Genomic DNA, 13,504 nt, shown 5'->3' with positions numbered 1-13,504 from the left:
CGACGGTCAGACCCCAATGTCCTTGGCGTAGACGGGCAGCCGGCCCGCCGCATAAGCATTATAGGTCTAATGGCGATAAGCGTTTAATCTGCGCACATAACGGACATCAGATTTTCGGAACGAAAGCGAGTGTGAGCATCCTTTGGCTAACGAAACGGTTTTGCTTGTAGACGACGAGAAGGAAATCCTCGATCTGCTCGACATCTATTTGAAAAACGACGGCTATCGCACGTTACGGGCCCTCAACGGCTTGGAGGCGCTCGATATTTTGCAGAAGCAGGAAGTCGATTTGATTATTCTGGATATTATGATGCCCCGGATGGACGGCATTCAGGCGTGCCTGAAAATTCGCGAGCAGAAAAATATGCCGATCATTATGCTCTCCGCGAAAAGCGAGGATATGGACAAAATTTTGGGGCTCAGCACGGGTGCCGACGATTATATGACCAAGCCTTTTAATCCGCTTGAGCTGATGGCGCGCGTCAAATCCCAGCTTAGAAGATATACGAGGCTGAACGTACCCGTTCCCCACAAGGAGCATGAGATCGAAATCGACGAGCTGACGATTAACACCGCCACGCATGAGGTGAAGGTCGACGGCCGGGACGTCAAGCTGACGCCTCGGGAATTTGCGATCCTGGAGCTGCTGGCCCGCAACCGCGGCATCGTATTCAGCATCGAGCGCATCTACGAGAGCGTGTGGGGCGAATCTTTTTTCGAGTCGGACAATACCGTCATGGTGCACATCCGCAAAATCCGCGAGAAAATCGAAGAGTTTCCGCGCAAGCCTAAATATATAAAAACCGTCTGGGGGGTCGGCTACAAAATTGAAACTTAATTTTTTTCCATTCAACATGTTCGGTGACCTTACCCGGTTTGCCGCACGCATGACCAAAGCAGCGAGAATCAACATGCAGCGAAGCATTCGGCTGCAGCTCATTTTTACTTTTTCCGTATGCGTCGCTGCGACGATGCTTACCTACTCGATCAGCAATTCCTTCCTGCGCCAATTCAATCAGACTGCAACAATTCAATACAATACATCCGACATCGAAAATACGGGGCGCGAGCTTGCGGATTTCATTCGCTGGAACGACCGTACGGCGCAGGACCTGCAGGAATATATCAACGAGCCGCGCTTCGGCGACCAGTACAAAATCATGTTCATCGATCCAGAGGGAAGGGTCATCTTCAAAAACAGCAAGGTGACGGAAACCCAAGTCGACGTGCACTCGCTCGTCCGCAATGCGATGGATCGCAGCAATTACGGCGTCTGGACGAAGGGTAAAGAAGTGACAAGCTTCTATCCCGTCGAAGTGCAGGGCCAAAAAGGCTATATGGTCATAAGCGGCGTCCCCGAACCGTATTTGTCCTACTATTACAGCGATTCTTCGCTTGCCATGTTCGCAGCTGCCGCCGCTTTCATCTTCTTATTTTATTGGATGACCAAACGCAAAATGCGCTACATCGAGGAGCTCGCCCAAGGGCTTATGGAAATATCGCGCGGCAATTTGAATTATCGGGTCGAGCAAAGAAGCAAAGACGAGCTCGGCACGCTCGCCAGCCATATTAACCATATGACGGAAGAGCTTCAGCGGACGATCGAAGAGGAGCGGCGGGCCGAACGGACGAAAAACGAGCTGATCACGAACGTCTCGCACGACCTTCGTACGCCGTTAACGCTTATCATGGGGTATTTGCGGCTCCTGAAGGACAAAAACTTCGAAAACGAGCAGCAAGCCGAGACCTACATGAACATCGCCTTCAGCAAATCCGAAAAGCTTAAAGGCCTTATCGACGACTTGTTCGATTATACGAAGCTGTCCAATCACGACATCCGGATGCACCAGGAGAAGGTTTGCCTGAACGAGCTGCTTGAGCAGCTATCGGAGGAGCTTGTGGGTTATGCGGAGGAGAACGAGCTGAAGCTGCGCCGTATTTTGCCGCCTGAGAAGCTGATGGTGACGATCGATGCGGATAAAATGATCCGCGTCTTCGAAAATTTGCTGACGAACGCGGTCAAATACAGCCTGAAGCCCGGCGTCGTCACGGTCGCCATGACGCGCGAAAACGATCATGTGCGAGTATGCGTCACCAACTTCGGCGATCCGATCGCCAAAGAGGAGCTGCCCAAACTGTTCGACCGCTTCTACCGGGTCGACGCCTCCCGCTCCTCCGCCAGCGGCGGGACGGGCTTGGGCCTCGCCATCGCCAAAAGCATCGTCGATGCCCATAACGGCGAAATTTGGGCGGAAAGCGAAGAAAGCGAAATCCGCTTCTGCGTCAAGCTGAAGCTGGCGTAACGCGTCTGGCTGAGGCGGACGCGAGGCTTGGAGCAGAAGCTCGCGCGATGCGTAAAAGCTGAGGCTAGCGCCATGCTTCGGGCTGACGCGGGCGCGATGCGTCAAACTGCAGCTGGCGCGATGCGTAAAAGCCCCAATCGGCACTTTTGTGTCGGTCGGGGCTTTTTGCTTTCTCCCTTGATCGTTTTCATCTGTTCAAGATAAATATCAATCGTCGACGGGCTTCGATGCGACCTTTGCTTTGCCGTTCCCGTCCCCTGATGCGGCCCTCTAACGGTCGACATGCCTTGCCTCGAGCATACTGAGCAGAAACGCCAGATCCTCCGGAAAGCTGAGCGGCAATATCTGCAGTTCCTCCGATGATTTCCAGGCGATTTCGTGAATGAGCCCGTCCGGATCCTGGATCGTCGGGGTGCCTCCAATGATTTCGCACTCGAAGTACTGAACGGCGTACGCCGTCCCGAATGCCGTCCCTTTTTTCTCTAGCAGCCGCTTGCCTACCGCGACATGGTAGCCGGTTTCCTCCCATACTTCGCGTGCGCAGCACTGCTCGATCGTTTCCCCTTCTTCCATGCCGCCTGACGGAACCGACCAGCTTTTGGTCTCTTCCGGCTTCCCCTGCAGTACCATTAGCACTTTCCTTTGTTCATTTATGCATACGGCAGCAGCACCTTCCCATTTCATCAGCGTTCCTCCCTCCAACAAAGTCAACCATGCCATTTAGCACTATGCTGATTGACGTAAATCGTCAGTAATTTAAGGGCTGCCTAAATCTGTAGATAGCCTATACCCATTCGTTCGTCTGACCAGTATAGGGGGAGTTTTAACGGAAGCTAGCGCCGTTAACTTGCTTGAAACGGGCATGTCCCAACTCTAACGGAAATGCCTACAAGCCGCGCAAAAAGCTCAGCGACGCTCTTCCCTTGTCGCGCAGTTCGTTCAAATCGGCGTACATGCATTCCACGGACAGCCGGCCTTCATAGCCAGCATCGCGAAGCGTCGCAAGCAGCGACGCAAAGTCGACGCCAGGCGGGGCTTCTTCGCCTTCCACATCCATGTTCCGTCCGTCTGTTTCGCCAGGAAAAAGCCGGTCGCGATCAGCCAAATGAACATGAGCGAGCAAATCCATTTCGACCGCTTCCGTTAGGCTGTCATATTCCTCCCGTTCAACGAACATATGGTACGAGTCGGCAAGCGCCTTTACATGCGGCGAATACTGCTTGGCCGCCAGCTCCGTCGCCTCCTCAAGGGTCCTTACTATGTTCGTCTCCTTGCGGCTGATATGCTCGACGGCCACGACGATGCCGTTGTCCGCCGCATGGCGCTCGCTCAGCTGCACGAAGCGCTCGAACTTCTCCAGCGCCGTATCGCGCGCGAAGCCCTTCGGCGCCAAACGCTGCTTCGCGCCGCCGAGCACCGCCGCTTCGCCGCCGAAGTCGCGGATCGCACGCATGGTCAATTCGAGATGCGCATCCAGCGCTTCCGGATCGGCATCCGGGCCGACCAGCATCACGTCAGGCGGAACGATGCTGTTGAACACCGGAACCGGCAGCCCGCTTGCCGCAATAAGCGCTTTCGCCCGAACCGCGTCAGCTGGCGTAAGCCTCGAAACGGCCCAAGACGGCAATTCGATGAAGTCAAAGCCCGCATCCGCCGCCGCCGCGAGCCCTTCCTCAAGCTGTCGCAGCAGAATCGCGCTCTCTTTCGCATCTCCATCCGCTCTCCTCATCAGCAAGCAGCAACCAATTTCCATCCGCAAGCCCTCCCCATCCGAATCTATGTCTATAGCATGTGTTAAAAAAATAAAAAAGCGGTCATCAGCATCCGCCTTCTGTATGCGATAAAACGTCAACTTAAAATCGCTTTGTTTTCAAATGCTTTCCAATATAGCCGATGCAACATTTTTTATTCGCCTTATTCGGCAAAAAATGTATCCTTCCGCAATAATTTCCCGTAAAGCCGATGTGATCGAAGAAATACTCGGTTTCACCGCTGGGCATACGGAACTTTCGCAGCTTCTTTAATTCTGGGTTCTGCTGCACGGTTTCCGACTCTGTACGGGCGTTAAAGCCTAGTTTTTGCGGGTTATAATCCGTATCATCGTCCCCAAAATATACGTTCATACGCTGAAGTCTGATCAACACCTGTACCAAGTGAAATTTCCGGGAGTCCTCTATTAACTGATCCTTAACACTGTCTTTATTATCCCATAAGTCTTGTCCGGAGGAAATATGCTGAAAGAATGTGCTCGATAGTCTCGCTTTGCAAGAGCGCAATCTGATCAACATTCGAAATATTATTCAATTGAACTTCGGTGCTGATTTTGTCTTCTATATCCGGATCAAGCACTATATAGATTCCATTGAGTAAATATTCCTTCCACATTTTATCCATTTTGATGTCAATCTTGCTAGGGTCGAACGGTTTGATACTGCTATCGGATTCCAAGGTTTCCGGGGGTTCCGGGCTATCCGGCTCGACATCGGAAACGATAACTTCTATGTCATTCTCGCTGAAATACTCCAGGATACTTGGAATTTCATCATCCGTCCGGTTCTGGATTGTAATAAGAATAAAGAAAGGTTGATCTGATTCCCTTGTTCCAGCGCTATTTTCTTTAGTTGTTCGAGATCGTTCTGATGTTTTTGGAGCAACATATCGTGTATATCCTCCTCATATGGTAAAGAATAGTGCTAAAGGAAGGAGTGCCAGCCATGCAACAACCCACTTACAAAATCGAAATCGGAGTAACGCCCAGCGAGAGAGATAATCATATGCAGCCTTATTACTGAGTCTTGTATGCCTACTACGACACTTGGTGCAATGAAGCAGCCGGTTGGGCCGGAACGCCGGAGTCAGCCTGGGAGGAAGCCTATCATTTTTTTATCCGGTACAAGAAACCCAATCAATAGTATTGTAACCCGGCAATACCCAATCATCCAGTACTTTGTTGCGCGAGTGCATGTACAGCCTGAGAGCTCTCAGCATGAGGCAGGGTACGCTTAGCCGCCGTTTTGTGATAAAATCTCGTTGTGGAACTCAATGACAATAGAAGTCCTATTCCTGAACGAAATGACGGTGCTAAACGTGGCGGAACATAATGAACAAGCCGGAAGCTGTCCGCTATGCGGAAAGGATAACGGCTGTGCGGTTCTCACCGGCAAGCCGATCGAAGCGTGCTGGTGCAGCACAGCGGGCTTCCCTCGCGAAATTTTCGCGCTTATCCCTCCCGAAGAACGGGGCAAAGCCTGCATCTGCAGCGAATGCCTCCGCGCCTTTAAGGAGAACCAGACGTTCTAATAATCCTTCCAGCCGAATACTTGCTCATATTGCCGGAGCTCCCTCGCAGGCAGCCAACGTATGCTAATTTTACAGCTATTCGTCATGCCGATCGTGAAATCGCTGCCTGCTCATCGAAACAAGCCGTTCTCCGCATGGCCAAAAGGGAAAAGGGCGTCCCGCGATAAACGGAACACCCTCCCCCGCATGTAATTCGCTCACCCCGCTAGGACGCAAAATGAACTTCTTTCACCAACGCGACTTTGCGAATCAGTTCCCCGGCATCCTCGTAAGGATTCCACAAGCTTTCGGCGCATAGCGCAGCGGGGAACCACATGTGCTTCTCCCAGAGGCCATGCTCGACCAGAGCTTCTGCCGATACGCGTCCGGCTCCGCTCTCCAAAGCCACTTTTAACGTGTCCAGCAGTTGCGGCAAATTTTTCATCCAGTAAGCCTGCTGATGCTTCCACTGCCGATTCGCCCGGTCTTGCTGTCCGGACATCGTTTCGATGAAGGAAGGTTTCGCTTCTCCAAGCACAATAACGCCCTTCTGATGTTCGAAAGCAAACCAGTTCAAGAACGTGCAGCCTTTAATCACAAGTCCGAAATCTTCCTCCCGCCCCCGCAATCCGCTTATAGTAGACGTATATTGCAATGTTTCCGCGATCGTCTCGGAATCGGCCGCTTCGTAATGATACGGGAATGCCCCCGCATCCTCCCACGTAATATTAACCCGCGGATCAAGCTTCTCCAGGTAGGTATAATTTTCCCGGATCGAAGTCGCATGCAGACCGAATTTGATCCATAGGTCAGGATGCTTCTCCAGCATTTTGCCCGAAATATGATTGACCCACTTGACCACCAGCTCCGCAATCGGCTTATCCCCAATGTGCTTGTCATTCGTTTCCGTAAACGTCTGAAAATAAATGCCGTCCCCGCCAAGATGCGCATATTGCGTTTCATACGTTTGCAGCACGCGCTCCGTCCACTTGTCCAGATCCTCCGGATCGTCAGGGTTGCATGTCTCTCCCCAGCTCCACGAAAAGCCCCAGATCACCTTGATACCCCGCGAATGGGCGTAATCCGTTACCTCTTTGGCATTGATCGGCGCAAAATCGTTCCAGATCGTAATAAAATTCAATTTCCACTTCGCCATGTTGTCGATGTAGGCACGATAATCGTAAATGACATGCCCCCAAGTCCAAAAGCCTCTGTCCGCGATGGCTGGAGCGCTCGACGCTTCGTAGGCCGGCATCTCTGCCGTAAAGTTTTTTTTCTGCTGAAAAATGTCGTCGTCGTTGGCATCCAAATAGTAGTGTTCGAAATCATTTACCGCGTACAAAGCGCCGTTCTCGTCCGTGCCGGCCAGAACGATCATTTGCCGCTCCGGGTTTAACGGGCTTTGCGTTACTTTGATCTTATATCCTTCCGCTTTGGGATGCGGCCGGATCGTTCCGTTGTCCGCCAGTTCCCTGATCCATTCGCTGGAATGAACGGTACCCAGTACGATCAGATTGTAGTCCTGAAGCGTTTCCCGCTCCTCGCTGTCCGAGTGCAAGGTCATCAAATAAGGGACATACGGCTGAACGATATTGTACAGCACATGCAGCGCATGTTTTTCGACTCCGTCATACTTGCCGTGAACAATCGTCCAACGGGTTCCTTCGTGCGTGATCTTATCCACAAGAACGCCTCCTCATACTCGCTTTTCTCAATCGAATCGTATCAGGAAGCGCCTGCACTGTCTTTGACCATAACGGCTAATCCGTTGTTCCTTTTTTGCGATTGCCGATCATTTGCCGATAGTCCGTGGGAGATAACCCGAAGCTTTTGCGAAACGCCTTGCTGAACGTATGGATCGACTGGTAGCCCAGCTTGTCCGATATTTCCGTCACGCTGCAATCCGGCGCCTTCAGCCATTCGACGGCTTTCTCGAACCGTTTGCGATTGAAATACTGCTTGATCGTAAGCCCCGTCTTCTGAGAAAAAAGATGCGATAAATGGGAATAGCTGTAACCAAGAGCTTCGCCAAGCTGCGAAAGCTTAAAGATCGCGCCGTTCTCCAGGTTGCTGTCGATGCGATGAATAATTTCGTACACGACGTCTTGATTCGCATCCGCGCCGGTCTGACGGGAATACTGCTTCTCCCAGCTGTCGAAAAAACTCCGGTAAACGAAAAAAATAATTTGATGCACATACGTTTTGATCAGTTCGTCCGAATGTTCCTTCAGATTGATCAGCTCGTTGAAAATACCGAGAAACGGCGTTTCCAGCCCGCATTTATCCGCCGCAACCGGAAACTTTACCTGATCGAGCATCCGCTGAATATGGGCAAAACGGCTGTACCCGCCGTGCGAATCGTCGAAGCCGAAACCGATATAGTAATAGCGGAACGGGTCACTGTCATCCGCATGGCCGTTGTGAATGTCTCCAGGCAAGCTTAAATAAATGTCGCCGGCTTTGACTGGATACTGGCTATAGTCGCTGCTGTAATGCCCGCGGCCCGAAGTGAAATACGTGATTTCATAGCAGAATTGAAAATGACCGCCGATCGAAAAACCGGAGCCGGTGCTCAGATCGCCCACCTGGTACAGCAGAATAGCGTCGTATGGCCGCGGATCGTTGTAGTACACGTTATCGAAATGAAATTTGGTCAATCTGCCCGCAGCTTTCCACTTGTCTGGCATATGGTCTGGACTCCTTGTCATTGTGCTGCTCGCGGCAACAAAGCGCGTTACAACCATTGTACCCTTACGGCCCGAAGGCCGCCACTGCCGATGCGCAGAATGAAGATCGTTTCGTGCAAAAACCGCATACGTTGGCCCTCCCCGTTTGGAGCCGCTCACTCGAACATAAAAAGAAACCGGCCAATACGATTTCGCAAAATCGTACTCGCAGGTTTCTTTCGATTCGCCGCTAATGGATATCCTTCTTCTTGAACCGTCCGCCCTTGACGTCATGGATATTGCCGACCGCCATAAACGCCGCAGGGTCGATGTCGTCGACGATCGATTTCAGCTTCGCTTCCTCGAGCCGGGTAATTACGCAGAAAATAACCCGCTTGCTGTCTCCCGAGAAACCGCCTTCACCGTGAAAATACGTAACGCCGCGTCCGAGCCTTGCAACCAGCGCGTCGCCGATATCCTTAAAACGTTCGCTGATGATCCAAACGGCCTTCGATTCGTCGAAGCCCTCGATCGTCAAGTCGATCATTTTGAAAGCAATGTAATAGGCGATAAGCGAATACATCGCATGATCCCATCCGAACACGAAGCCTGCGCTGCCCAGGATGAAGAAGTTAAAAAACATGACCACTTCGCCTACGGAGAACGGCGTCTTCTTATTGACCAGAATCGCGACGATTTCCGTACCGTCCAGCGATCCCCCGAAACGTATGACCATCCCTACGCCGATACCGAGAATAACGCCGCCGAACACGGCCGCAAGCAGAGGGTCGATCGTTAACGGCGCAACCGGATGAAGCAAGGTCGTGCCTATCGACATAATCGCAACGCCGAACAGCGTTGAAAGCGCGAAGGTTTTACCGATTTGTTTGTAACCGAGAAATAAAAACGGCAAGTTGAGTAAAAATAAAAAGATGCCGAGCGGCAAGCCGCTTACATGCGATACGATGATTGAAATGCCGACAACGCCGCCGTCGATAATGTTATTGGGAACCAGAAAAATTTCCAGACCGACCGCCATGAGGGCCGCCCCCAACATGATAAAAAACGCCCGTCTTGCAACTTGGGCAAGCCCCATTCTTTGGTGCTGCAGCGGTTTATTCTTCTTCATTTGCAACGAGTTCGATGTCATGCTCCCGCTTCCCTTCCTCTTCCGAATTCACTCCGCACAAGCCGAACTCCGCCTTCAATTCTTTGATAATGAGCTCGTTTGCGGATATTTGTCCAAGCAGAAATTGCCGCACCTCCTTCAATTCGGCTAGTTCCGATTGCTGGCAATATGCTTTGCTGCGTACTCGCAGCCGCTCCAAATAATGCTCGATTTTCGCCTTGCTATAGGTTTGAGCCAAGACATTCATCCTTTATAACATGATAATTATATAGTTACCTATATATTATTATATAATAACACATCCATAATTACAAAAACTTTTCCCTCTATCCCCATCGCCTTTCATCTAAACGCCCGATCGGGTAAAATTGGAACTAAGCAAGCCAAACGCTGCGAAAGGAATGTTGACCTATGCTTAAAACGATCGGCTTTTTGCATGCCCATCATTCCAACGCCGGTTTTTTCGAGGCGGCCGCTTCCGGTCCCGTCCGCTTCCTTCACTTCGCGGAGCCGGGCATCGCCGAACGCCTCGCCAATGATCCCGCCTTCGATAGCCGTCATGCGAGAGCCAAGCTGAGCGAGCTTATTCATTGGATCGCCGATTGCGGCGCAGACGCGCTGCTCGTAACCTGTACCGAATATTGTGCGCTGCTTCCGGATTCCGATTTCTTCCGCATCCCCGTCTTGCGTTTGGACGAGCTGTTTTTCGAATCGCTCCATGCCGCCGGACGTCCGGTGCACCTGCTGTTTACGAATCCCGGCACCGTCGAGCCGACAATGGCCGCCCTGCGCCGCTGGAATGCCGACCGGAATCTGGAGCCGGACGTCGCCTGCAGTCTCATTCCCGATGCGTTCAAACTGCTGATGAACGGCGAGCGCGATGCTTATCTGGAACGTCTGGCGGAAGGCATTCGTACTGCATCTGCAGAACTGCCGGGCGATGATAAAAGCCGAGGAACCCGAATACTTGCCGTCGCGCAGCTTTCCATGTCCGGTGCGGGACAAGCCTTTGAACAGGAATCCGGTATCCCCGTGCTCGATCCGCTGCAAGCGGCGCTTGACGCGCTGCTTGCAGCGCCACATCCGGAAGGCGAAGGTGAATCGCGATGAATATAACGATGAATACCGATTTATGCCGATTGCTTGCGATCCGGCATCCCATTATCCAAGCGGGCATGGCCGGCGGACCGACGACGCCCGGCCTTGTCGCCGCCGTCTCGGAAGCAGGCGGGCTCGGCACTTTGGGTGCCGCCTATATGAAGCCTTCCGATATCCGCGAAGCGATCGCGGCGATTCGGAAGCTTACAGACCGTCCGTTCGGCGTCAATCTGTTCGTCACGTCAATGAAGGACGATTGGAGCCGCAACGGCGAGGTTCAGCCTGTGCTGGACTCCATGCGGCGCAAGCTATCGCTCGATCCGGCAGGCAGCTCCGCCCCGCCGGCAACTCCCGACTGGGTGGACGCCCAAATCGCCCTTCTGCTTGAAGAGCGTGTTCCGGTCATCAGCACCGCTTTCGGCGTTCTGCCCGAGAGGGAAGCCTTGGAGGCCCAGCGCCTCGGCATCCGGAACATCGCCATGGCGACCACGGTGAAGGAAGCCCGTCAGGCCGAGCTTGCCGGCGCCGATGCCATCGTCGCTCAGGGCGCGGAAGCGGGCGGGCACCGCGGCACGTTCGACGTTTCCGCCAATCCGCTCGGCGCGAACATCGGCACGTTGGCGCTCGTGCCGCAAATCGCCGATGCCGTCCGCATACCCGTCATCGCTGCCGGCGGCATTATGGACGGACGCGGACTTGTCGCTGCGCTTGCGCTTGGCGCACAGGGCGCGCAGCTTGGCACCCGCTTCCTTACCGCCGCCGAAGCCGGCACGCATGCGGCTTACAGGGAGTCGCTGCTCGGCAGCGATGCGGAAAGCACAGCGATTACGACCGCTTTTTCCGGCAGGCCCGCACGCGGCATACGCAATTCGTTCGTCCGCGACTTCGAGCAAGCCGGCTTGCCGCCTCTGCCCTTCCCGTCGCAAAACACCGCAACCCGCGATATACGCAACGCCGCAGCCGCTCAGCATAACGCCGAATATATGTCGCTATGGGCCGGACAAGGAACGTCGCTCTTGACAAACGGCCAAGATGCCGGGCAAATCATCCGGGAAATCGTACGGCAGGCCGAAGCAATCATCGGCTGAAGCGCATCTTCGAAGCGATATTCCGCAAAAAAGATGCTCCGTATCGTTGCCTGCCCTTATCGCATGTCATATAATGATCTACAACATTACCGCGTTAACGGAATCCTATCGTGAAAGGAGGCAACGGCGAATGAACATCAATCAGCTGGAAACATTCATTACCCTTTCCAAAACCATGAGCTTCCGGAAAGCGGGCGAGCTGCTCAATTTGACGCAGCCTGCCGTATCGGCGCAAATCAAAAGCCTGGAGGATGAATTCCAGACGACGCTGATCGACCGCAATCAGCCGGTTACGCTTACGGACAGCGGCCGCGTTTTTCTCGAACATGCCTATAAAGTCGTCCGTACGGTCGAAGATATGCGGCAGCGGCTGGCGGATCTGGAAAATACGCCGCAAGGCCATATACATCTCGGAACGACGACGTCGATTGCGATGCAAATATTGCCGCGTGTGCTGTCTTATTTTCAAAATCAGTTTCCGATGATCAAGACGACGATCCACTCCATGCCTTCTTCGCAAATCATGACGAGCGTCGAGAACGGCTCCATCGACATGGGCATCGGGTATTTATTCGAGAAACACCCCGGCCTGGAAACGTCCGTCCTCTATTTCGATACGTTCGAGCTTGTCGTATCGACCAACCACCCCCTCGCCCGTTACTCGCATACGACTGTGGAGGAGCTGCGCTATATTCCATTCATCATGCTGTCCCCGGATACGGCAGGAAGAAGATTCGTCGATCAAATTTTTCAACGGCTCAACATCGTTCCGCAGGTTGTCATGGAGCTGTCCAGCAGCGAGGAAGTCAAAAGGATGGTCGAGCTGAACCTTGGCGCGGCAATCATCTCCAAAATGTCGGCGGCCAACGAAGTTCGTCTCGGCACGCTCAAAATGATTCATGTAAGCGAGCTTGAAATCAGCCATCCGGTCGGCGTCATTTATAAGTCGGGCCGTTATTTGAATTCGGCGATGCAGCAATTTTTAAGTGACTTGAAGGGAATGCCCGAAACCCACTTTATCGGCTCCGAGTAGACGTCCAAGGCCGGCGGTTGCAGCACGTGAAAACGGTTATACTATCCCGGTACGAAAACGACGCGGAGTTTTTACTTTTCGAACAGCGGAGGCTACACTATGAAATTTGATCTTCATACGCACCACGAACGCTGCGGCCATGCCGTCGACACGATACGCGACTATGTAGAAGCAGGCATCAAGCACGGGCTGCAGGTGATCGGCATTTCCGATCATTCTCCTTTTTTCGCCCGCAAGGAAGATCATGCCGAGCCGTATATCGCAATGGCCAAAAGCGAGTTTTCCAACTATGTGGAAGAAGTTTTGCGGCTTAAGGAAACGTACAAAAATAAAATCGAGGTGCTGCTCGGCGTCGAGTCCGATTTTTTTCCGGAGCATGCCGACGTATACCGCGCCGTTTACGACAAGTACCCGTTCGATTACATTATCGGCTCCGTCCATCAAACGAACGGTGTCAGCATATTCAATAAAAATCGCTGGAAGGGGCTCTCCGAGGCGGAAAAGGTTGCGGTCAAGGAAACGTATTACGACCAGATCAGACAATCCGCGCAATCCGGCATGTTTCAAATTCTCGGGCATATCGACGCGATGAAAGGGTTTTATCCTTCCTTTTCATCCATACAGACGAAAGCGGTCGAGGATACGCTGAAAATGATCGGCGAATGCGGCCTGGCGATTGAAATCAATACGTCGGGCAATACGAAGGATTGCGGCGGCTGGTATCCGTCGGACGATATCCTCGAGCTTGCGCTTCACTACGGCGTCGAGGTTACGTTCGGCTCCGATGCGCATAAGCCGAGCCGTGTCGGCGACGAATGGGAGCAGGTTAACAAGCGGCTTAAAGAAATCGGCTACCGGGAATGGGTCTTTTTCCGGCAAAAGCAAAAGGTAGTCGTACCGTTATAACA

13 protein-coding genes are annotated in these 13,504 nt (G+C 52.8%); 7 read left to right on the top strand and 6 right to left on the bottom strand.

Features of this window, described 5'->3' with window-relative positions; translation table 11 throughout:
- Positions 1 to 142 precede the first annotated feature (142 nt).
- Complete coding sequence (locus DQG23_RS15930) at positions 143 to 838, top strand: response regulator transcription factor (protein ID WP_113031847.1); 696 nt, start codon at positions 143 to 145, stop codon at positions 836 to 838.
- A complete protein-coding gene (locus DQG23_RS15925; protein WP_113031846.1) occupies positions 828 to 2,303 on the top strand; it encodes a HAMP domain-containing sensor histidine kinase in 1,476 nt (491 codons plus the stop codon). Before DQG23_RS15930 ends, DQG23_RS15925 begins: the two co-directional genes overlap by 11 nt.
- A 270-nt stretch (positions 2,304 to 2,573) precedes the next feature.
- Here DQG23_RS15925 and DQG23_RS15920 read toward each other — a convergent pair whose 3' ends face one another.
- Positions 2,574 to 2,990 (bottom strand): NUDIX hydrolase, encoded by a 417-nt coding sequence (locus DQG23_RS15920; RefSeq protein WP_192894600.1) that lies wholly within the window; start codon positions 2,988 to 2,990, stop codon positions 2,574 to 2,576.
- Between the two features lie 199 nt (positions 2,991 to 3,189).
- Positions 3,190 to 4,056, bottom strand: coding sequence for a sugar phosphate isomerase/epimerase family protein (locus DQG23_RS15915; RefSeq protein WP_113031844.1), 867 nt, complete (start codon positions 4,054 to 4,056; stop codon positions 3,190 to 3,192).
- Positions 4,057 to 5,345: 1,289 nt separating this feature from the next.
- Between DQG23_RS15915 and DQG23_RS15900 the strand changes: the two genes are divergently transcribed.
- Positions 5,346 to 5,603, top strand: a complete 258-nt coding sequence (locus DQG23_RS15900; RefSeq protein ID WP_238177905.1) for a cysteine-rich CWC family protein — start codon at positions 5,346 to 5,348, stop codon at positions 5,601 to 5,603.
- Between the two features lie 205 nt (positions 5,604 to 5,808).
- On the opposite strand, the gene DQG23_RS15895 is transcribed toward DQG23_RS15900, so the two are convergent.
- From DQG23_RS15895 to DQG23_RS15880, 4 genes are all read right to left on the bottom strand, one after another.
- Positions 5,809 to 7,266: a hypothetical protein gene (locus DQG23_RS15895; protein ID WP_113031840.1), complete on the bottom strand. Its 1,458-nt coding sequence runs from the start codon at positions 7,264 to 7,266 to the stop codon at positions 5,809 to 5,811.
- A gap of 76 nt (positions 7,267 to 7,342) precedes the next feature.
- On the bottom strand, positions 7,343 to 8,269 hold the full coding sequence (locus DQG23_RS15890) for a helix-turn-helix domain-containing protein (protein WP_158560550.1): 927 nt from the start codon (positions 8,267 to 8,269) through the stop codon (positions 7,343 to 7,345).
- Between the two features lie 229 nt (positions 8,270 to 8,498).
- Entirely contained in the window at positions 8,499 to 9,344 is an 846-nt protein-coding gene (locus DQG23_RS15885) for a YitT family protein (protein WP_420330235.1), read from the bottom strand.
- A 19-nt stretch (positions 9,345 to 9,363) separates the two neighbouring features.
- Positions 9,364 to 9,615, bottom strand: a complete 252-nt coding sequence (locus tag DQG23_RS15880; protein WP_113031837.1) for a hypothetical protein — start codon at positions 9,613 to 9,615, stop codon at positions 9,364 to 9,366.
- Between the two features lie 173 nt (positions 9,616 to 9,788).
- Between DQG23_RS15880 and DQG23_RS15875 the strand changes: the two genes are divergently transcribed.
- The 4 genes from DQG23_RS15875 to DQG23_RS15860 all read left to right on the top strand — a co-directional run bounded on the left by DQG23_RS15875 (position 9,789) and on the right by DQG23_RS15860 (position 13,502).
- The gene (locus DQG23_RS15875) at positions 9,789 to 10,487 is read left to right on the top strand and encodes a hypothetical protein (protein WP_113031836.1); all 699 of its coding nucleotides are present in this window, start codon (positions 9,789 to 9,791) and stop codon (positions 10,485 to 10,487) included.
- Positions 10,484 to 11,563 carry an NAD(P)H-dependent flavin oxidoreductase gene (locus tag DQG23_RS15870; protein ID WP_113031835.1) on the top strand — a complete coding sequence of 360 codons (1,080 nt, stop codon included), beginning with the start codon at positions 10,484 to 10,486 and terminating at the stop codon, positions 11,561 to 11,563. The genes DQG23_RS15875 and DQG23_RS15870 overlap by 4 nt, the downstream gene beginning before the upstream one ends.
- A gap of 130 nt (positions 11,564 to 11,693) precedes the next feature.
- Positions 11,694 to 12,596 carry a LysR family transcriptional regulator gene (locus DQG23_RS15865; RefSeq protein ID WP_113031834.1) on the top strand — a complete coding sequence of 301 codons (903 nt, stop codon included), beginning with the start codon at positions 11,694 to 11,696 and terminating at the stop codon, positions 12,594 to 12,596.
- A 99-nt stretch (positions 12,597 to 12,695) separates the two neighbouring features.
- Positions 12,696 to 13,502 (top strand): histidinol-phosphatase, encoded by an 807-nt coding sequence (locus tag DQG23_RS15860; protein WP_113031833.1) that lies wholly within the window; start codon positions 12,696 to 12,698, stop codon positions 13,500 to 13,502.
- The last annotated feature ends 2 nt before the right edge of the window (positions 13,503 to 13,504 follow it).

Source organism: Paenibacillus contaminans, assembly GCF_003285015.1.
In the GTDB taxonomy this organism is placed as follows: Bacteria; Bacillota; Bacilli; order Paenibacillales; family NBRC-103111; genus Paenibacillus_V; species Paenibacillus_V contaminans.
The sequence above is the reverse complement of the archived record's forward strand: the minus strand, read 5'-3'. Positions and strand labels throughout refer to the sequence as shown.